This is a genomic window from Achromobacter xylosoxidans (assembly GCF_001457475.1).
Taxonomy (GTDB): domain Bacteria; phylum Pseudomonadota; class Gammaproteobacteria; order Burkholderiales; family Burkholderiaceae_B; genus Achromobacter; species Achromobacter xylosoxidans.
On record NZ_LN831029.1, the window covers coordinates 3557709 to 3577867 of the forward strand.

At 69.8% G+C, this 20159-nt stretch carries 13 protein-coding genes; 6 read left to right on the plus strand and 7 right to left on the minus strand.

The window, feature by feature from the left end; all coding sequences use genetic code 11:
* Window positions 1-180: 180 nt before the first annotated feature.
* The 3 genes from AT699_RS31555 to AT699_RS16035 form a co-directional block, all read right to left on the minus strand.
* Window positions 181-546, minus strand: a complete 366-nt coding sequence (locus tag AT699_RS31555; protein WP_131727081.1) for a hypothetical protein — start codon at window positions 544-546, stop codon at window positions 181-183.
* The gene (locus tag AT699_RS16030; protein ID WP_058207334.1) at window positions 543-5675 is read right to left on the minus strand and encodes a hemagglutinin repeat-containing protein; all 5133 of its coding nucleotides are present in this window, start codon (window positions 5673-5675) and stop codon (window positions 543-545) included. The genes AT699_RS31555 and AT699_RS16030 overlap by 4 nt, the downstream gene beginning before the upstream one ends.
* A 120-nt stretch (window positions 5676-5795) precedes the next feature.
* Window positions 5796-8372 (minus strand): filamentous hemagglutinin N-terminal domain-containing protein, encoded by a 2577-nt coding sequence (locus AT699_RS16035; RefSeq protein WP_058207335.1) that lies wholly within the window; start codon window positions 8370-8372, stop codon window positions 5796-5798.
* 284 nt (window positions 8373-8656) lie between these two features.
* Here AT699_RS16035 and AT699_RS16040 point away from each other — a divergent pair, with 284 nt between their 5' ends.
* The 6 genes from AT699_RS16040 (at window position 8657) to AT699_RS16065 (ending at window position 16380) form a co-directional block, all read left to right on the plus strand.
* Window positions 8657-9874, plus strand: coding sequence for a hypothetical protein (locus tag AT699_RS16040; protein WP_024069096.1), 1218 nt, complete (start codon window positions 8657-8659; stop codon window positions 9872-9874).
* Window positions 9875-9911: 37 nt separating this feature from the next.
* Window positions 9912-10556, plus strand: a complete 645-nt coding sequence (locus AT699_RS16045) for a Vgb family protein (protein WP_006384951.1) — start codon at window positions 9912-9914, stop codon at window positions 10554-10556.
* Window positions 10557-10778: 222 nt separating this feature from the next.
* Window positions 10779-11681, plus strand: a complete 903-nt coding sequence (locus tag AT699_RS16050) for a DUF3348 domain-containing protein (RefSeq protein ID WP_054471443.1) — start codon at window positions 10779-10781, stop codon at window positions 11679-11681.
* 10 nt (window positions 11682-11691) lie between these two features.
* Window positions 11692-14991, plus strand: a complete 3300-nt coding sequence (locus tag AT699_RS16055; protein WP_024069099.1) for a DUF802 domain-containing protein — start codon at window positions 11692-11694, stop codon at window positions 14989-14991.
* Window positions 14988-15644 (plus strand): OmpA family protein, encoded by a 657-nt coding sequence (locus AT699_RS16060; protein ID WP_024069100.1) that lies wholly within the window; start codon window positions 14988-14990, stop codon window positions 15642-15644. Before AT699_RS16055 ends, AT699_RS16060 begins: the two co-directional genes overlap by 4 nt.
* Window positions 15634-16380, plus strand: coding sequence for a DUF2894 domain-containing protein (locus AT699_RS16065; protein WP_024069101.1), 747 nt, complete (start codon window positions 15634-15636; stop codon window positions 16378-16380). Before AT699_RS16060 ends, AT699_RS16065 begins: the two co-directional genes overlap by 11 nt.
* A gap of 116 nt (window positions 16381-16496) precedes the next feature.
* On the opposite strand, the gene AT699_RS16070 is transcribed toward AT699_RS16065, so the two are convergent.
* The 4 genes from AT699_RS16070 to AT699_RS16080 all read right to left on the minus strand — a co-directional run bounded on the left by AT699_RS16070 (window position 16497) and on the right by AT699_RS16080 (window position 20159).
* Window positions 16497-17831 (minus strand): carotenoid oxygenase family protein, encoded by a 1335-nt coding sequence (locus AT699_RS16070; protein ID WP_024069102.1) that lies wholly within the window; start codon window positions 17829-17831, stop codon window positions 16497-16499.
* A gap of 73 nt (window positions 17832-17904) precedes the next feature.
* The gene (locus AT699_RS16075; RefSeq protein WP_024069103.1) at window positions 17905-18867 is read right to left on the minus strand and encodes a hypothetical protein; all 963 of its coding nucleotides are present in this window, start codon (window positions 18865-18867) and stop codon (window positions 17905-17907) included.
* A gap of 110 nt (window positions 18868-18977) precedes the next feature.
* Window positions 18978-19166: a hypothetical protein gene (locus AT699_RS31560; RefSeq protein ID WP_145964681.1), complete on the minus strand. Its 189-nt coding sequence runs from the start codon at window positions 19164-19166 to the stop codon at window positions 18978-18980.
* Window positions 19167-19229: 63 nt separating this feature from the next.
* Entirely contained in the window at window positions 19230-20159 is a 930-nt protein-coding gene (locus AT699_RS16080; protein WP_006384084.1) for a hypothetical protein, read from the minus strand.

Sequence of the window (20159 nt, forward strand, 5' to 3'; positions counted from 1 at the left end):
AACCCATTGTTTCGGGATCATATGACTTGTCGACCGCCTCACCCGGAATTTCAATAATCCAGACATGTCCCGCTTCGGCAGAGAATGAGCGAACATCTTCCGCGAGTTGCTTAGCCCCTGTAATCCATGAGTCTCACTTCGACAGGAACCACCGCATCTGCCGTTGAGCTTCCTTCTAAACTATCCCGCGCAATCATCGGGAAGACAAAACCATAATCCATCGTGATCTGGCACTAATTTGTTATTTTTCCATTCATCGACGATCTGCCTTGCGATATCTTCATGAGATCCTCGGTATGCGGAATCAGGTTCCCAAAAAATGGGAGATGGAGCAGGTCGCACAGGCACTGCTCCTTTTTCAAGAAGAGCAACAATGCATCTACGTGAAAAATCTTCCAGCTCCGCGCCAGACAGCCCAAAATGATCGGCACCCACCGGAATAATCTGCCATAGCCCCACAGCATCTACTCCCAATTCGTTAGGCACTCGAGCTATCCACTCGCTCATGGGAGTGCCGAAATATTTATTCACAGGTTCATTATTCATTTTTGATGGATCTTAAGATCAGAAGGGAGGCCAGGAATATTAATATCCAACGTCATCCCGAAATTGCGTGATACCCGAACACCTACACGCCCTCCACCCGGAAGGGTGTACCAAGTTCCGTCACCCTTTGCATAGGCACCCGACTCTGTGGCGCCACTCAAGAGATCGCCTTTAATTTTATTAAATTCACTTGAAGAAACAGTCCGAATATTTTCAGTAGATCCTTTGCTGACAATCCCAATAAGATTTCCGTTCGGCCTAAGAATGTCATGAATATTCTTTGAATCTTCACTCAAGATGACCGTGGGCCCTTGCGGCCCCGGCATCGGCGTAAAACTACCGCCCGGATGCGGATTCCCCTCCGCGTCATAGCTCGGCGTGCCCGGACTCCCACGGTCCGCCTCATACCCAGGCGTACCCCCCGTCTCGCGTCTATCCCCCGCATACCCCGGCACCCGCGCATCACCGCCCGGCGGCACGGCCGGCGTCTCGAGCGGCCCTCTGGCTTCTTCCGGCCCGCTATCCGTCTCGAATAGCCAGTTCCACGCCCGCGTCAGGTGGCGTGCAATGTTCTCGTCCGCGCTCGATACGCCGTTGGACCCGCGCCGCCCCACTCCGCCAAGCGTGCCGCCAATCGAGGCCGGACCCATAGCCGGCGGCGGCAAGACCACAGCCTGGTTGTTCTCCAATTCAAGCCGCGCCGCGTCATTCACCGCCGCCACGGCAGTCGGGTCCAACGCCGCCGTCAATCCGCCCAGCAGGCTGGTCACCAGGTTGATGCGCGCTTCGCGCTCCGCCGGATCGAGCTTGCTCGTCGGCTCGCCAAGCGCGTGCTCCATGAGCTGGCCGATGACGACGGCCGCGGACGCACCGGAGGCGCCTGCGCCGCAGCTTGCGCCGGTTGCGGCGGCGCCCGCGCAGCCGAGCAATGCGTGCAAGGCCACGTGGCCCGGGGAGCCTTCGCCGCCCAGCAGCGGCGCGATTTCCTTGATCCTGGCGGCGCCCAGGCTTTGCAGATAATCCACGGCCGCCGCCTGCACGAACTGGCTCGCTCCGCCCGTCACGTTGCCGCCGGCGGCCAGGGTCACTGCCGTCAGCGCTTCGCGGTATCCGCCGCCCGGCGCCCATTTCCGGACGTCCTCGTACCGCGCGCGCAGGTGTTCCTTGGCCCGGCCTTCCGGGGCCGCGTCCATGGCGTCCTTGAGCGCCTTGGCTTCGGCCGCCCGATTCGTCAGGAACTGGCCGGTCTGCCGCGCCGCTTCGGATGCGATGTCGAAGCCTGCCTGGATCTTCTCCTTGTCGAAGATCGGCTTGAGCGTGTTCAACGCGCCCGCGGTTTCGCGGTTGAGCGAGGCGATGACCTCGTCCGCCGATGTGTTGGTGAGCGCCTGCTGGCCCGCCGGATCGCGGATCGTGATGCTGCCGACGCTGATGGCGCTGCGCGTGCTTGAGTCGGCCTTGCCGCCGGCGGCGGCAATGGCCGGCGCGTTCGCGGCCAGGCCGGGCTTGGACTGGGGCGCGCCCGGGCCGCTGGCGCGCGCCCCGCCTTCGGCCTGTTCGCCCACGTTGGCGCCGGTGGCGGCCGGGTGGCTGGCGTCGCCCGTGGCGGCGCCGATGTTGTAGCCGCCGCTGATTCCGATCTGGTGGCCGCTGTACCGGGCGCGGTTGTCGATGTCCGCCACGTGCAGCGTGCCGGTCGACAGGCGGTTGGCGCCGTCTTCGCCTCCCCTGCCGCTGCCGGCGATGACGCCGCCGACCAGGCTGGTGTTGCGCCCCACGTCGACCTGGAACCCTTGGTCGCCCGCCCACAGGCCGGCCTGATCGGTGACCGAGCGCCAGTCGCTCTTCATGGCGCCGGCCCCGAGGCTGCCGCTGATGGAGCCCCCCTGGCCGGCGCAGTAATACAGGCAAAGGCTGGCGGCGATTCCCGCGTTACTGTTGCTGGCCGCGTAGATGCTGATGTCCTGCAGGCTTTCGATGCGCAGGTTCTTGGCGATATCGGCCACGATCCGCCGGCCACGGGCGGAGGCGCCGACGAGGCCGGTGTCGCCGCCGGATTGCAGGTCGAGCACATTGCCCGCCGTGACGCGGCTCGGGCGCCAGGTGACGTCGCTACCGTCCTCGCGCCCGCGCCCGCCGCTGACGCCCACGTCGAGCATGAGACCGGACCGGTCCTTGCCGACCGCCACGCTCACGCCGATGGAGGCACCGCGGCTCTTGCTGCGGGTGTTCTGCTCGGTATGGTTGCTGGCGGCGCGCAGCAGGATGTCGCCCTCGGCCCGCAGCAGGGCGTCGTTGCCCGCGGACACGTCGGATCCGGTGATGGTCAGGGTCGAGGTCTCGCCGCCGCCGCGCGCCGCGATCAGGAGATCCCCGCCCGCCGCGATGCGGCTACCGGTGGACAGCGTTTCCCGCCGGTCCATCGTGGTGGTTTGAGTGCTGCTGCCCAGGCCGATGCCGATACGGGCGCCGCCCGCGCTGCCGGGATCGGCCTTGACCGCGTCATAGGCGTTGCGGGCGGCCAGGCCGGCCGTGCCGCCGGCCAGGGTCGCCATGATGGGGTTGTCCACCTTCCTGCCGGCCTCGGCCATGCGGATGCCGGTGCGCGCGGCATCGACGACAGGCGTGCTGGCCGTGACGGTCAAGCCGGTTTGCCGGATTTCATGCAACTCGCGCTGGCGCAGGGTATCGGCGCCGCCGGCGATGCGGATGTCGCGGCCGGTCAGGGCGATGTTGCCCTGGCGGGCCAGCACGTCGCTGCCGGTCACGGCCAATGACGATCCCGCGTCGATCAGGACATTGCCGGCCACGCTGCCGATGGCGCTGCCGGTATTCAGGCCGCGATGCGTGTCGACCGCATCCGTGACCTGGCGCGTGCCGTAGCTGATGCCTCCCAACGCGCCGAAGCCCGATTTGGCGACCTTGCTGTATTCATATCCCCTGGAGGTGTTGCCGACGGCGGCGATGCTGACATCGCGGCCGCCCGCGAGGGTCAGTTGGTTCTGGGCGGCGACATTGGAACCGGCCACATTCACGTCGCGCCGCGCCATCAACCTGACCCGGTCGCCAGTGAAAGTGGACGACACGGCCTCGGTCCAGTCGGCCTCGCTCTTGCGATGCGTCTTTCTGCTGGACAGGAAGCCCTTTTCCTTGAAGTAGGTCTCGTTGTAGGTGTGGCCGGCGGCGTTGCCAGCCAGCACATTGATGTCGCGCGTGGCTGCCACGCCCAGGCGCTGGCCGGCCGAGACATCCGCGGCGCGGGCGTTGACATCGTTGCCGGCGAACAGGAGCAGATCGCCGCCGGCCGCGATGCGCGTGCCCACGTCGGCAACGGCGCGCATCTCGGCGCGGTTGCGGCTGTCGTAATGGAAAGACTCGGCGTAGCGGGTCTCGGCGGTACCCAGGTCGATGTCGTGGCCGGCCCGCAGACGGCCATTGCCGGTGGCGCTGATGACGCCGGCCTGGATGGCGATGTCGTGGTCGGCCTGTATGTCGAACGCGTCGGCATCGATGCGCGCGACGCCGTCGATGCGCGTGCTGGAAACGCCGCCGCTGGCGTCCGACCGCGTCGAAGCGGCGAGGTTGACATCGCGGCCGGCCCGGAGCGTGACCGTGCCGCCCTTGAGCAGGCCCGCGAGGTTGTCGATGTCGTTGCGGGCGTTCAGGTCGATGCTGCCGCCCTGGAGCGTGCCGACCGTGTTGCGTATGTTGCGGCCATCGACGATCAACGCGTTGCGCGCGCCCAGCGTGCCGCTGTTGGCAACGTCGCCGGCCACGCTGATCCGCGTATCGCCGCCGGCGATCAAGGTGCCATCGCCCCGCAGGTCGCCCGCCTTGACGGCCAGGTAGACCTGCGGGGCCAGCACCTGCTGGCGCGAACCGTCCGGCAACGTGACGGTGGTTTCCACCAGCCAGACGATGTCGCCGCTCAGCTGGCGCATCTGGTCTTCGGTGAGCGCGGTGCCCAGCGTAAGGCCGAACCGGCCGGCAACATCGGCGCCGGCGGCGAGCAAGGCCTTGTACTGGGATTCGTTGTCGGTGTAGTCCCCGACGAAGCGCCTGCCGGTGGCCAGCATGATCTGTTCGGCGACCTGCTTCTGTTCGTAGAAGCCGTCGCCCAGGCGCTTGAGGACCAGGCCCGGATCGCGGTTGATCCGGCGCAGCAGGAGATCGCTGGAAACGATGGCGCGCGAGCCAATGAACTGGCGGTCGGTGACGATCAGCGCCGGCGCCTCGGGCGACGGAATCACCCGGTACAGCCTGTTGGTCGGCAGGACCGGCGGCAACGTGACGACGCGCACCGCCTGCCCGCCGGGCGCGTCGACCTCGACGATCCGGGCGGCCGGGCGCGGGCGGGGCACGACGCCGGCCGTGGGCCGTGGCGCCGTGGCCGGTGGCGGCGCCGCGGGGCCGTTGTCGGCAGGATCGGCGTGGTCCTTGACCGTCCCCACGGCCACTGCCAGGCGCCGGGAACCGGCCGTGTCTTCGTAATGCGACCGCGACTCCTTGCGGTGGCGCCTGCGGGTGACGGTATGCACCGCCGTCCCGACGCGCGTGACCCGCCGCTCGCCCTGCGCGCCGCGGTTGTCGATGCCCGGGCCCTCCACGCTCAAGGCGCCCCCGGCGATGATGCGGCTCTTGTCGTTGGTGACGGCGCCCGTGAAAGTGGCTTCGCCGCCCGCCACGATGCGGGCGGGGTCGGTCGACGTGACGCGGGTCTCGCTAACGTCCTCCCGCACGATGTAGTAGAAGAAATTGCGGACCAGGCGCCGGTTGAAGTCGGCGTTGAAAGCGCGAATCCTGGCCTGCAGCGCGTCATGCCGGGACTTGTTGATCGCCAGCGCCGCTTCGCGTTCCGGGGTGGAGACATCGTCGCAGCGCTTGCCGCCGCAATTTCCCGCCTGCAAAGGCGGCACGGGCACGGGCTCCTGCACGCCGAACACCTGCCAGACGCGATCGCCGGCCTCGTAGCGCGGGACGGATATCCATGATGGGGAAAGCCCCCCTGTCCATACCCGTTCATAGGCAGGCGGAATGGGCGCGTCGCGGCCTTCCTCGCCCTTGATCCGGGGCACGTAATCGAACGGCGGCCCGTAGCGCGATTCCGGATATTGGGCGGATGGCAGCAACAGGCTGCGGTCCGGATCGTCGTTCAGGAAAGCGGGATCCTTGCCGCACGACGTGGTGACCGAATCGCACAGCCACGTCGTGGCGCCGTCCAGCAGTTCGGTGCCGTTCTCCAGGCGGTATTAGATCTTGCGCTCGGCGTGGCTGACCGGGACCACTTCGCTCGCGAAATGCGGGTTGAGGTTCTGGATGCTTTCCGCCGCGATGCGGACATCGCCGCCGGCCTCGATGGTGGCTGACTCGTTGGTGAGCGTGGCGGCCTGCCCCGTCGCCAGGCCGGCGGGGTCCAGCCCGCGTCCCGCCCGCAGGTCGCCCGCCGCATACAGCAACGCGTGTCCGCGGTTGACCAGCGTGTCCACGCCCAGGTCCATATCCCCGCGCGAGGCGATGACGGCGTCGGCGTCGTTCACCAGCACGGGCGCCTGGACGGCAATACGGTCGCCGTAGATGCGGCCGCCGTTGCGCAGGCTGCCGGCCTGAATACGGGTGTAGCCGCCGTCGATCAGGCCGGCATTGGCCAGATCGCCGCCGATGGCCAGATCGATATTGCGCACGCCGATGAGTTCACCGGCCACGCCATTGGTCAGCGTGTCGGCGCTGAGCTGCAGGTCCTGGCCGGCATGGATCCGTCCGTCGTTGCGCAGATCGCCGGCAGCCAGGGTGAGCGCACCGCCAGCGGCCACCTCGCCGTCGGCATTGGCCAGTTCGCGCACGTGCAGCCGGGCGTCGCCTTGCGATGCCAGCCGACCGCCGGTGTTCTCAAGCGCGCCGGTGGTCAGGTCCAGCTCGCGGCTGGCGCCCACGCGGCCCGCCTGGTTGTCCAGGACGTCGGTCTCCAGCGTGATGCGCGCCCCCGCCAAGCCTAGGACGGCGTCGGCCGCGCTGGCGCCGGCGGCAACGTTGGCAACCTCGACGCTGCCGGCCAAGGTATCGCGATTGTCCAGGCGGCCCGCGTGCAGGACCAACGCGTCGTCGCCCTGGATCAGGCCGGCGCGGTTGTCGAGCACGCCTTGCGCCTGAAGCGTGAGGACATTGGCCGCGATCAGGCCGCCAGCGTTCGCCACCTCCCGCGCGTGCAGCGTGAGTTCGCCGCCCAGGACCTTGCCGCCGGCGTTGTCGATGCGGGCGGCGCGGACGTCGGCGATCCCCCCATACAGGCGGCCGCCCTGGTTGCGCAGCGCCCCCGCCGCGTCGAGCGCCAGTTGGCCTTCGGCCCGCAGGACGCCATCGCGGTTGTCGACGTCGGCCGCTTCCAGCGCAAGCGTGTCGCCCAGCAGCTTGCCGCCACGGTTGTCGAATGCGCCGCCGGTGTCGACGCGCGTCGCGCCGCCGGCCTGGATCGTGCCGCCCCGGTTGTCGATGCCGGCGTCGCCGTGCAGGCGGACGTCCTGCGCGGACGCCACGCCGCCGGACGCATTGACGATGGATCCGGCGCCGAGGTCCACGAGGCCCGCGCCGGCCACCGTGCCACCGGTGTTATCAAGCGCGCCCATCACCCGGCCGCTGAGCGTGGCGCCGCTGGCGAGCTTGCCGCCGCGATTGTCCAGGCTGCCGGCGCGCAGCGTGACCGACCCGCCATACAGGGCGCCGCCACGATTGGCGAGCGCGCCGCCGGCATCCAGGGCCAGTTCTGCCCCTGCCACCAGCTTGCCACCTGACAAATCCAGCGTATCGCCGCGGATGGCGGCGCTGGCCCCCGACGATATCGCCCCGTTGTTCGCCACCGTATTGGCGGCCCGCAGCGCCAGCGGGCCGGCGGCGGCCAGCGCGCCATCGTTGACGATGTCGCCCGCGCCACGCAGCGACAGGTCGGCGGCGGCCTGCAGGCGGCCCGACGGCTGGATCCGGACGTCGCCATTGACGTCGACCGACAGGCCGCCGGTCAGCGCCGCCAGGTTGCCGCCGATGTTCACGCCCACGCCGGCCTCGGTGCCGATGAGACGGATGCTGTTGGCGTACATGCCGCCAAGCGCCGCCGTGTCGAGCGAGACGACGGGCGCCGGCCCATCGCCCGTGCGCGCGGCGACCGCGCCCGAGGCGTAGTCGACATGGGCGGCGCCCGCCGTCACGTCGAGGCGGTCGGCCCAGACCTCGGCGTTGATTTCCAATGCCCGGGCCAGCAGGTCGAGCCGGCCCAGGTTGGCGCCGTACAGCCCCGCCCCTTCGATCGCCAGGCGACCTTCGGTGACGTCGAAACCCAAGGCGCCATCCGCGCCGATGACGGGCTTGCCCGTGGTCAGCGTGGCGCGGTTGGCGTTGAGGAAACCGCAGCCGTCGCAACTAATGCCGGCGGGGTTGGCGACGATGACGCTGGCGCGATGGCCCGCCACTTCCAGCATGCCCGCCAATTGGGAAGGATTGGGTGCGGTGACCTGGTTCAGGATGATGCCCGCATGCCGGTCGCCCAGCATGGGATTGCCGGCCACCGGGCCGGCCAGTTGCGTCTGGCGGCCCGCGCCGCTGTTGTTCAGCACCACGCCCGAGGGGCCGACATTGAACTGGGTGAAACGGTTGTTGGAAACGCCGCCGGCCGACGGCGGCGCGATGTCGACCACCGGCACGCCGCGGCTCACGCCCACCACGGGCCGCTGGCCGGCCACGCTCTTGTCCACGGAGATGGGCAGGGTCTGCGCCAGCGCGGGCGTCCAGACCTGCGTGGACAGCACCAACCAGACAACCAGGGAACGAAGCGCGGACATGAGCGGAAGGGATCGATGGAGAGGACCGATGCACGGCGCCGTGCGCGGCTCGCTGGCGGGCGGCCGGACGGGCGCGTTTGGCAATAAGTGATTGCCCGCCCAACTTATCGAACGCCCCCGCGGCCGACGATAGGAACGGGTCCGAGAAGCCGCGCGATAGACCTCGCTATCCGGCCGCCGGCCGCAATAGCGGACCAACTCCCCGCGCCCGCAGCGCGGTGGTAGATTGGCGGCATCCACGAATGGACGTGGCAAGGGGGAACGGCAACGATGGCGGGATCGTCATGGACGGGCTGATCATGGCCGCGGCGCGGGCGCTGGCCAGCGGCGACCCGCTGGGCGCGCTGGCCCGGGTGGCGTTGCGCGACGACGCGCCGGGCCTGGCGCTGCGCGGCATCGCGCTGGCGCAGTTGGGCGATTTCGACCGCGCCCGCGTCCTGGTGCGGCGCGCCGCCCGCGCGTTCGGCACCCGGGAACCGGTGGCGCGGGCCCGCTGCGTGGTGGCCGAGGCCGAGATCGCGCTGGCCTCGCGCGACCTGGGCTGGCCCGCGGCGGCGCTCGATGCCGCCCGCGCCACGCTCGAGCGCCATGGTGACCGGCGCAATGCGGCCTATGCCGGCTACCTGGCCGGCCGCCGCCTGATCCTGATGGGACGCCTGGAGCAGGCCGAACAGGTGCTGTCGGACCTGAACCCCGCCCCCTTTCCGCCCGCCTTGCGGGCGGTGCACGAGCTGGCCCTGGCAGGCATCGCGCTGCGGCGCGTGCAAGCCACGGCGGCGCGCGCCGCGCTGGCCCGGGCCGCGCGGGCCGCCCGCGCGGCCGGCATCCCGGCCCTGCGGGCCGAGGTGCGCCAGGCGTCGCTCGTGCTGAAGGCGCCGGCCGCGCACCTGCACCGCGCCGGCGACACGCAGGTGCTGCGCCTGGAGCAGGTGCAAGCGCTGCTCGCGTCCGACACGCTGGTGATCGACGCCTGCCGCTATGCGGTGCACGGCGCGGGCCGCACCCTGGCCCTGGCCAGCCGGCCCGTGCTCTTCACCCTGGCGCAGGCGCTGGGCCGGGCGTGGCCGGGCGACGCGCCGCGCGACGCATTGATTGCGTTGGCTTTCCGCACCCGCCATCCGGACGACTCGCACCGCGCGCGACTGAGGGTGGAAATCGGCCGTTTGCGGGCGGTCCTGGCGCCCTTGGCCGAGATCCGGGCGACACGGCAAGGCTTCGCATTGATGCCCGCGACGGGCGCCGTCGCCGTGCTGACGCCCCCGGTGCAGGACCGCCACGCCGCTGTGCTGGCGCTGCTGGCCGACGGCCAGGCGTGGTCCAGTTCAGCGCTGGCGCTGGCCAGCGGCGCCAGCCAACGCCAGGTGCAGCGCGCCCTGGACGCGCTGGCGGCCTCCGGCCAGGCGCATTCGCTCGGCCGCGGCCGGGCGCGGCGCTGGATCACGCCGCCCCTGCCCGGTTTCGCGACGACATTGTTACTCCCGGCTCCGCTGCCGAATGCCTAGCATGGAAGTGTCATTCCCCCCGAACAAGGACACCGTCATGAAAACCAAGCCCGCAGAAATCCTCCGTGAATACGGCCCGTTCCCCGGCGTCACCGACGTGCACGGCGTCTCGTACGACGGCAGCCGCATCTGGATCGCGGTCGGCGACAAGCTGCACGCCCTGGACCCGGCCAGCGGCGACGTGGTTCGCACGATCGACGTCATCGCCCGCGCCGGGACCGCCTTCGATGGCAAGCACCTCTACCAGCTGGCCGACAGCATCATCCAGAAAATCGACCCGGCATCGGGGCGCGTGCTGGCCACCGTGCCGGCCCCGGAAGGCGGCGGCAATTCGGGCATGACCTGGGCCGAAGGCATGCTCTGGATCGCCCGCTACAAGGACCGCAAGATCCACCAGGTCGATCCCGCCACCGGCGCCATCCTGCGCACCATCGAGTCCGACCGCTACGTCACCGGCGTCACCTGGGTCGATGGCAGCCTGTGGCACGGCACCTGGGAGGATGACGCCAGCGAGCTGCGGCGGCTGGACCCCGCCAACGGCGAGGTGCTGGAACGCTTGGCGATGCCGCCCGGCGCCTACGTGTCCGGCCTGGAATCGGACGGCGGCGATGTGCTCTATTGCGGCGGCGGCTCCAACAGCAGCCGGGTCCGCGCGGTGCGCCGGCCGCGCGCCGGCGCCTGATCTTCGCCACTCCGCAACGCCCGCCGGCATCCCCGGCGGGCGTTCTTCTTTGCCGCGCTTATCGTCCACTTCCGAGATCGCGGCGCCAGCGCCGCGGGTTTCCCGCGACCCCTGCCCCCGCGCCGTCCTGACAAATTGTTGCAGGCGCTAGCGCGGCGGCCGCTTTCCGACCCAGCGAGCCCCCGCCAGCGTGTAAACTCCCCCCTTTTTGACTCTGGTGGTATGTTGCAAGCCCCACAGCGCACAGGTTTAAGCGGCCCGACGCTCATTCGCTTGCTGACTCGCCTGACGGATGTCGACGTCCCGCAATCGCGGCAACCGTTGTCGGATCATCTGAGCCAATGGCTCGGCTGGACGGACGCGATTGCCCTGTCCGCCGCCCTGAACAACCGCCCGCCGGCGATCGCGCCCGGCGCGCGCGCGTTCGGCAGCGCCGAGGAGCGCGAGTGCGAGCGCGTGCGCACTACGCTGGCCGATGCCATCGCCAGCGACACCGCGGCCACGGCCGCCAAGCGGCTGCTGCCGGGGCAGGTGCCCGCCAAGGTGGCGGCGCTGCAGGCCGACGACGCCGATTACTCGAATTTTCGTCAGCGCTATCTGTCGTTGCAGCACACGATGGAGACCAGCATCGGCAACCTGCGCAGCCGCCTGCGCGGCATGGTCGCGGCCAAGACGCCCGAGATGACGCGGCTGGCGGTGGTGGACGCCATCATGGACCGCGCCCTGCTGCCGCGCGAGCGGACGCTGCTGGGCGCGATTCCGAAGCTGTTGCAAGGACATTTCGACCGGCTGCGGCTGGCCGAACAGGCCGCGCTGGAGGCGGCGGCGCTAGCGCAAGCCGAAGCGCAGGCGCACGCCGAGGCCCAGGCCGGAAGCGGGGACGAGCCGCGGGCCGATGCCCAGGCGCAAGCCGCGCCGGGGGACAGCGCGCCTGATGACGCCCCCACCGGCGCCGCCGCGCCCGCGCAGGCCGCGGTGGCGGCGCCGCAACCCGCTTTACCCGCGCCCACACCGGGCGCGTGGCTGGAGACGTTCCGCAAGGACATGCGTAGCGTGCTGCTGGCCGAACTGGATATTCGTTTACAACCGGTGGAGGGGCTGCTTGCCGCCCTTCGCGCCAGCTAACCGGGACACTATGTCCAAGTATCTGATCAATATCGTTGTTTTCCTCAGCGGCCTGGCCGTGGCCGGCTGGATCGGCGCGGGCTATGCGGGCACCAACCCGCTGGCGCTGGCCGTCACCCTGCTGATCTGCGCCTGCTACCTGGCCGGGGCGCTTGAATTGCTGCGCTACCAACAGGCCACCTCGTCCTTGAGACGCGCGGTCGGCAACCTGTCGGAAGCCCCCGCCAGCCTGGGCGGCTGGCTCGAGCAACTGCCGGCCGGGCTGCGCAACGCGGTGCGGCTGCGCGTCGAGGGCGAGCGCGTGGGCCTGCCTGGCCCGGCGCTGGCGCCCTACCTGGTCGGCCTGCTGGTGCTGCTGGGCATGCTGGGCACCTTCCTGGGCATGGTAGTGACGCTGCGCGGCACCGGCACCGCCCTGGAAAGCGCCACCGACCTGGCCGCCATCCGCGCCTCGCTGGCCGCGCCGGTCAAGGGCCTGGGCTTCGCCTTCGGCACCTCGATCGCCGGCGTCGCCACGTCCGCCATGCTGGGCCTGCTGGCCGCGCTGTGCCGGCGCGACCGCATCCAGGCGGCGCAACTGCTCGACGCCAAAGCCGCGACCACGCTGCGTCTGTACACCCAGGGCCACCAGCGCGAAGAGAGCTTCAAGCTGCTGCAACGCCAGGCCGAAGTGCTGCAACGGCAGGCCGAGGCCATGCCGGCGCTGGTCGACCGCCTGGACGCCATGATGCGCAACCTGGAACAGCAGAACCACACGCTGAACGAGCGCCAGCTCGCCAGCCAGGACGCATTCCAGGGCAAGGCCGAGGCGGCCTACGCCCGCCTGGCCGCCGTGATGGAACAATCGATGAAGGAAAGCGTGGCCGAAAGCGCCCGCTCGGCCGGCGCGGCGCTGCAGCCCGCGGTCGAGGCCACCATGGCCGGCCTGTCGCGCGAAACCGCCTCGCTGCACGAAAGCGTGACCCAGGCGGTGCAACGCCAGCTGGACGGCATGACCGCCGGCCTGCAGGCCGCCACCAGCAACGTGGCCGGCATCTGGAACCAGGCGCTGGCCGGGCAGCAGCGCGCCAGCGAAACCCTGGCGCAGGACCTGCGCGATTCGCTGGACCGCTTCGCCCAGACCTTCGAACAGCGCTCGGCCGCCCTGCTGGACAGCGTGTCCGAACGCCTGGAGGCGTCCTCGGGCAGCATGTCCGAGGCCTGGAACGTGGCGCTGAGCCGCCAGGAGCGCGCCAGCGAGAAACTGGCCGGCGACAACCTGCAGGCGCTGACGGCCGCCGCCGCCAGCTTCGAGCAGCATTCGGCGTCGCTGCTGCGCACCCTGAACCAGTCGCACACCGCCCTGCAATCCGAACTGGCCTCGCGCGACCAGCAACGCCTGGCCGCGTGGACCGAAACCCTGGGCGCCCTGTCGGCCACCCTGCGCCAGGAATGGCAGCAGGCCGGCGCGCAGGCCGCCGAGCGCCAGCTCGAAATCAACCAGGCCCTGGCGCGCAGCGCGCAGGAACTGACCGAACACGCGCGGACCCAGGCCGGCCTGCTGGAGAACGTCTCGGCGCGCCTGGAAAGCGCCGCCGGCAACGTCTCGGCGCAATGGCACGAGGCGCTGGAGCGCCAGTCGCAGGTCAGCGACAAGCTGGCCGGCGACAACCGCGAGGCCCTGGCCGCCGCCGCCGCCACCTTCGAGCAGCACGCCTCGACGCTGCTGCGCACGCTGGACCAGTCGCACGCCGACCTGCAGGCCGCCCTGGCCTCGCGCGACGAGCAGCGCCTGGCCGCCTGGGCCGGCACGCTCGGCGCCCTGACCGACAAGCTCGGCCGCGAGTGGGAACAGGCCGGCGCGCAAGCCGCCGCCCGCCAGCAGGAAGTCAGCCAGACGCTGGCGCGGACCGCGCAGGACCTGGCGAGCCGCTCTGAAGCGCAGGCCGCGCTGCTGGACACCGTGGCCGCCCGCATCGAATCCGCCGCCACCGGCGTGACCCAGGCCTGGACCGAGGCGCAGGTGCGCCAGGAGCTGACCAGCGAGAAGCTGGCCGGCGACACGCAACAGGCCCTGGCCACCGCCGCCGCCGCCTTCGAACAGCATTCCGCGTCGCTGCTGCGCACGCTGGACCAGTCGCATGCCGACCTGCAGGCCGCCCTGGCCTCGCGCGACGAAGCGCGCCTGGCCGCCTGGCACGCCTCGCTGGGCGACATGGCCGCCGAACTGGGCCGCCAATGGCGCCAGGCCGGCGAGCAGACCGCCGCCCGCCACCAGGAACTGGAACAGTTGCTGGCCCGCACCGCGCAGGACCTGACCGCCCAGACCCAGGCGCAGGCCGCGTTGCTGGAGAACCTGTCGACCCGCCTGGAAACGGCGGCCGGCGGCGTGACCCAGGCCTGGACCGAGGCGCAGGTGCGCCAGGAACTGGCCAACGAGAAACTGGCCAGCGACAACCAGCAGGCCCTGACCACGGCGGCGTCCGCCTTCGAGCAGCATTCGGCATCGCTGCTGCAGACCCTGGGCCAGTCGCAGGCCGGCCTGCAGGCCGAACTGGCCGCGCGCGACCAGGAACGCCTGGCCGCCTGGACCGGCGAGCTGGGCCGCATGGCCGAGGCGCTGCGCCAGGAATGGGAACAGGCCGGCGCCCGCAGCGCCGCCCTGCAGCAGGAGATCTGCGCCACCCTGGCCCGGACCGCGCAGGACATCGCCACCCAGACCGAGGCCCACGCCAGCGGCACCATCGCCGAGATCGGCCAGCTGATGCAGGCCGCCTCCGAAGCGCCGCGCGCGGCCGCCGAAGTCATTGGCGAATTGCGCCAGAAACTTTCTGACAGCCTGGCCTACGACAACGCCATGCTGGAAGAACGCAACCGCCTGCTGGACACGCTGGCGACGCTGCTGGACGCGGTCAACCACGCCTCCAGCGAACAGCGCAGCGCGGTCGATGCGCTGGTGTCGTCGTCGTCGGACCTGCTGGACCGGGTCGGCGCGCAGTTCACCGAGCAGGTCGAATCCGAGACCGCCCGCCTGGACGACGTGGCCGCGCAAGTGACCAGCGGCGCGGCCGAAGTGGCCAGCCTGGGCGAAGCCTTCGGCGCCGCGGTGCGCCTGTTCGGCGAGTCCAACGACAAGCTGGTGGCGCACCTGGAACGCATCGAGGCGGCGCTGGACAAGTCCATCGCCCGTGGCGACGAACAGCTGGCCTACTACGTGGCGCAGGCGCGTGAAGTGGTCGACCTGAGCACCATGTCGCAGAAGCAGATCGTCGAGAACCTGCGCGAGCTGGCCAGCCAGCGCGCCGCCACCGCCGGAGCGCAGGCGGCATGAGCGCGGGCGAGGACATCGACGGCGGCGTGGAACCCGCGGTGCCGGCCTGGGCCGTCTTCGGCGACCTGATGTCGGTGCTGCTGGGCGCCTTCGTGCTGATCCTGGTGAGCGTGGTGGCCGTGCAGCTCGAGCTGTCGACCCAGCTGGAACAGGAGGTCAAGCAGCGCCAGGAAGAGACCCAGCGCCGCCAGACGCTGGAGCAGGCCCTGGCCGCGCCGCTGGCGGCCGGCCGCGTGACGCTCATCAACGGCCGCATCGGCATCAGCGGCAGCGTGCTGTTCGCGCTCAATTCCGACCAGTTGCAGCCGGAAGGCCGCGAGGTGCTGAAAAGCCTGATCGAACCGCTGTCGGCCTACCTGAAGGCCAATGACGAGATCCTGATGGTCAGCGGTTTCACCGACGACCAGCAGGTGCGCGAAGGCAACCGGCGCTTTGCCGACAACTGGGACCTGTCGGCGCAGCGCGCGCTGACGGTGACCCGCGCCCTGATCGACGAAGGCGTGCCGTCGTCCCTGGTGTTCGCCGCCGCCTTCGGCGCCGAGCAGCCGGTGGCCTCGAACGCCGACGAGGAAGGCCGCGCGAAGAATCGCCGGGTCGAGATCATGCCCCTTCCCAAGCCGTCCAACGGCACGGAGGCCGCGCGTGGCCAGTGATGGCGGCCTGGGCCTGGCGCTGACGGCCGGCGCGGATGCCGTGCCCGCCGACGCCACGTCCGCCGAGGCCACGTCCGCCATCTTGCAGGCCTGGCGCGAGCGCGGCGACGACCGGCTCGATCCGGTCGGCTTCCAATTCATCGAGGCGCTGGCCCGGCGCGCGGCCGCCCACGCCGGCGCCGCCCGCGCCCGGCTGGACGAGCGACTGGCGCAGTTGCTGCAGGCGTATGCGGCGCGCATCGCCGCGGCCAGCGCGGCCAACGCCGCCGCCGAAGGGCTGGACGATGCCGCTACGCCCGACGCCAGCCCCGCGCCGGCCATGGCGGTTCCCAAGCCCGCGCGCGGACCGCTGGCCGAGCTGGCGGCGTATCTCGCCTACCCTGGCGCCCCCGGCGAAGATCCCGACGCCATCGCCGCGCAGGCGCGCCGCGACGCTTATCCGGACATGCCGGTGCTGGACGGGCTGCGCGAGATCTGGTCCGGCCTGAGCGCCGACCGCCAGGTGCGCCAGTCGCAGGAGCAGGTGCACAAGAACGCCGGCCCGCTCAATTCCAACCAACTGGTGCACCGCGCCCTGTCGCTGATGCGCGAGCTGTCGCCGGGCTATCTGCAGCAGTTCGTGACCTACACCGAGGCGCTGGCCTGGATGGAACAGGTAACGGCGGCCGCCGCGCCGCCGGCCAAGGAGACGTCGCGCGCGCCCGCCAGGAAAGGCGCGCGCGCCAAGGGCCGCTAGGACACCTCCCGCCCGCAACCGCGACAGGCAACGCTGGCCATGCCGGCCCAATGCCCCGCCGGCGCGCGCCCTCAAGCGGCCTCCCGGCGCGGACCGCCCCCGCGCCGCCCTCGCCTTCAGCCCGCCTCGCGTGGCAGCCAGGCGCCATGGAAACCCGCCGGTATCCGCCGCGGCAGGCGCACCGTGGCCAGCGGCCCGGCCGTCAGGTCGCGGGCATCGAGCACCACCACGTCGCTGCGGTCGCCCTCCTGTCGATAGACGCACACCAGCACCCAGCCGTCGTCCTCCGACTGCGCGCCGGGGCGCGGCACGAACACGGGTTCGCTGTTCTGGTCGCCCGGCGGCACCTCGTACCGCTGCCGCGCGCCGGTCTCCAGGTCGTAGCGCACCACCCCGCGCATCTCGCGATTGTTGGGTTGATGCACGGCGTAGGCATAGCGGTAGGCGTGGCCAGTGCGGCCATCGTTGATGCGCGGCAGTTCGATGCCGGCGTCGTCCAGCTGGCGCTCGCTGACGCCGCCGCCGGCCAGGTCGATCACGTAGCGCCACAGCACCCCCAACGGGCTGTCCTCGAAGCCCGCGCCGTCACGCGACAGCCGCAGGTATTCCGGATAGCGCACCACGTCCAGCACCAGCGTGGTGTCGTCGGCCTCGTAGGCATTGACCACGTGCTGGATGAAACACGGCGCCACCTCGAACCAGCGCGCCGCGCCGCCGTGGCGCGGGATCACGCCCAGCCGCGATTGCCGCTCGTCGTGCCAGCGCAGCGGCATGCGGTAGCCGCGTGACAGCATCGAGAAGTCGTAGGCCACGTTCAGGTCCAGCAGGATGCTGTGGCGGGCGGTGATGGCCATGTCGTGCATCATCGACGGCCCGGGCACCTCGATCAGCTGGTCCAGCAGCGGCCGGCCGTGGGCATCCGCCACGCCATAGCGCAGCCAGGGCCGCTCCCAGTGGGCGCGAAAGCTCATCAACTCGCCGGTCGCGGGATCGATCTTGGGGTGCGCGGTCATGCCGCCCGCCAGGCCGGGATGGCGGCCGCTGGCGCCCAGGAAGTCCAGCCCCGCCGTCATCGCCAGCGGCGCGCCGCCTTCGGCCAGCGCCAGGGTTTCGCCGGCATGGCGCAGCACGTTGACGTTGGGATTGGTGTCGGGCAGGTCGGCGGTCAGCGCGGGCGCGTATTCGCGCGCCCACAGGCGGGTGCGAGCCCAGCGGTTGCGGTAGCCCGTGGCGCGGCCGTCGCGCAAGGTGATGGCGTGCAGCATCGCCGGCTGCGGCCACCAGGACAGCACGTCGTTGCCCTCGAAACGGCCGCGCAGGGGGTTGGGACCGTTGCGCACCAGCGCGCCGTCCAGCTCGGGCGGCAACGTGCCCGTCACCGGCAGGTCGGTCAGGTCGGTTTCATCGGCAAGCGGCGCGGTGGCGCCGGTGTTCAGCTCGAATCGGGTCATGCCTTGCATCCTTCGGGTTGGAGAAGGATGCAATTTTTACCCGGATTAAATTATTCGTCAATATTACCCGGATTTAATTTGATGATGATATCCATGTCCATGCCGTCCCGAGCACGAATGACAACGGCAGCACGCCCCATATCAGAACCCCCAGGATGCTGGCGTGCAGCCAGCGCTTTTTCATGTGGGGAAGTTTGCCTTGCATGGCCAGCGCCTCTTCCGGCGTGGGCGGCACGATGCGGTACGGGTTCTCGCCTTCCCACCGCAGGGCGGCGGCCAACTCGGGGGGCAGCGGCGGCCGTCTGCCGTAGCGGCGCGTCCAATATTCCATCCAGTTTGGCAAGTAGTACGTCCCCGCCATGATCCAGAACGTGAAGCCGTCGAACAGGCCGGCGGGGTGATGCTGCCGGTCGATCTCGTCCGTGAATAGTTCCCGGTCCATCCACGCAAAGGCATTGATGCGATGATCCGGCACCAGGACCACGGGAGGAACGGCCGCGGGATCCTCGTCCATGTAGCGCCGGATGAACTGCCAGGCGCCGGCGCTGGCTTCGCGCGACGAAAAAGTCCGGATCGGTGCGACGAAGCGCGCGATGCGGCGCGAGTCCGGCTCAAGTTCGGCGACCCGCAAGGGAAAGACCGGCGCGGACGCGCCCGTGGGCGCCACCAGCCTGAATCTGCAGATGTATGGCACGGCCCGGTCGTAGTCCACCGATATCCAGCCGCCCTTTCTGCTCCAGGCGTAGATGCGCCGCAGCCGTCGGCTGATGATGGCGGTGTACTGCATGGGCGCGGACGCAGCGCGGTAGGCGCGCCACAGCCCGAACAGCCCCAGCAACGAACCGCCTCCGGCGAACGCCAGGAACTCGCCGTAGCCGCGCGTGGCCGTGTCGTAGAACAGGATGAACTGGGTTGCGATCAGCAGCAGCATCAGGCTGAACATGATCGTCATGACGATGCCCAGGCCACGCACATTCTCGGTAGGACCGACCAGACGCAGGCAGGCGGGATTGATTTCGACCACGTTGTACAGCACTGAGGAGTCCTCCGGGCTGCGCGCGCGCTGCGAGCCCGCGGGCAACAACCATCCCCATGCCCCGCTCTTCTCCGGGACCATGGTGATGCCCGCCCTGCCTCTGGTTTTCCTCATCGATCGGACGCCCCACTCTCGAGCGGGCGCTGGCGCACCGCCGTCGCGCCGACGCCACCGCCCAACTGCTCCATCACGAAATCACGCGAGCGCCTGACGCGGCGCAGCCCCGCGATCCTGCCGGCCAGCTTGCGCACCTTGTCATGCCGCTCAGCCGTCATTGCCACCGATTCCGAACATCCCATCGATCGCGCTCCGCTCATCGAATGCATGCCGCCGGCGTGGAACCGACGTCCGTCAATACCCGCCTACCAGTTGGACACCACGACGCCCGCGAAAAACAGCGGCAGGGCAACCCAGAGCGCCAAACCGAAAATACTCGCCAGCCGCCACCGCCTTTTCATGGACGGCAGATTCCCGGCCCGCGCCAGCAGTTCTTCCTGCGTCGGCGGGACGATTCGATACGGGTTGTCGCCTTGCCAGCCCGCCACCGCCGCCAATTCCGCCGGCAGCGCGGGGCGGCGTCCGAATCGGCGAATCCAGCACTCCATCCAATTCGGCAGGTAATAGGCGCCGCTGAAGAACCAGAACGCGAACGGCCGCACCAATCTGTGGTGACGATCGATCGCGTAGGGAAACAGTTCTCTGTCCATCCACGCGTAGGCGTTGACGCGATGATCCGGCACCAACGCGACCGGCGGCAATGCCGCGGGTTCGGCGTCCATGTACAAGCGGATGAACTCCCAGAGTTGCGCCGCGGCTTCCGGACGATCAAAGGGCGCGGTAAGCGCCACGCCCTTGAGGATGCGGCGCGAATCGGGCGCGATCTCGACGACACGCAATGGATAGGCCGCGCCCGCCCCGGTCGTGGTGACCACGTGATAGTTGCCCACGTAGGCCTGCGCGCGATCAAAGTCGACCGACGTCCAGCCGGTCCGTTTTTCCCATGCATACAAGCGGCGTAACGGCCGGCTGACCAGGGTGGTCTCCTGGATGGGCGAAAAAATGGATCGGTAAGCGCAGACCCAGCCGACCAGGGCACACACGAGATAACCCGTCATCATGACGGCCAGCCCCGTTTCCAGGGTGGTTCTGCCCCTGTAGAGATCGACGAGCGCGGTGAGGAACAGCAAAGTCAGGCCAACCGCGGCCGCCAACGAAACGCATGCCACGTAGCCGCGCGAGGCCTCGAAAGGTCCCGTCAAGCGCAAACAGGCAGGCGTCAATTCGGTAACCAT

Coding starts and splice junctions, on each gene's coding strand:
- AT699_RS16070 (WP_024069102.1), bottom strand. CDS start 17,831: ATGACCCGATTCGAGCTGAACACCGGCGCCACCGCGCCGCTTGCCGAT.
- AT699_RS31560 (WP_145964681.1), bottom strand. CDS start 19,166: ATGGGATGTTCGGAATCGGTGGCAATGACGGCTGAGCGGCATGACAAG.
- AT699_RS16040 (WP_024069096.1), top strand. CDS start 8,657: ATGGACGGGCTGATCATGGCCGCGGCGCGGGCGCTGGCCAGCGGCGAC.
- AT699_RS16060 (WP_024069100.1), top strand. CDS start 14,988: ATGAGCGCGGGCGAGGACATCGACGGCGGCGTGGAACCCGCGGTGCCG.
- AT699_RS31555 (WP_131727081.1), bottom strand. CDS start 546: ATGAATAATGAACCTGTGAATAAATATTTCGGCACTCCCATGAGCGAG.
- AT699_RS16080 (WP_006384084.1), bottom strand. CDS start 20,159: ATGGTTACCGAATTGACGCCTGCCTGTTTGCGCTTGACGGGACCTTTC.
- AT699_RS16045 (WP_006384951.1), top strand. CDS start 9,912: ATGAAAACCAAGCCCGCAGAAATCCTCCGTGAATACGGCCCGTTCCCC.
- AT699_RS16055 (WP_024069099.1), top strand. CDS start 11,692: ATGTCCAAGTATCTGATCAATATCGTTGTTTTCCTCAGCGGCCTGGCC.
- AT699_RS16035 (WP_058207335.1), bottom strand. CDS start 8,372: ATGTCCGCGCTTCGTTCCCTGGTTGTCTGGTTGGTGCTGTCCACGCAG.
- AT699_RS16050 (WP_054471443.1), top strand. CDS start 10,779: ATGTTGCAAGCCCCACAGCGCACAGGTTTAAGCGGCCCGACGCTCATT.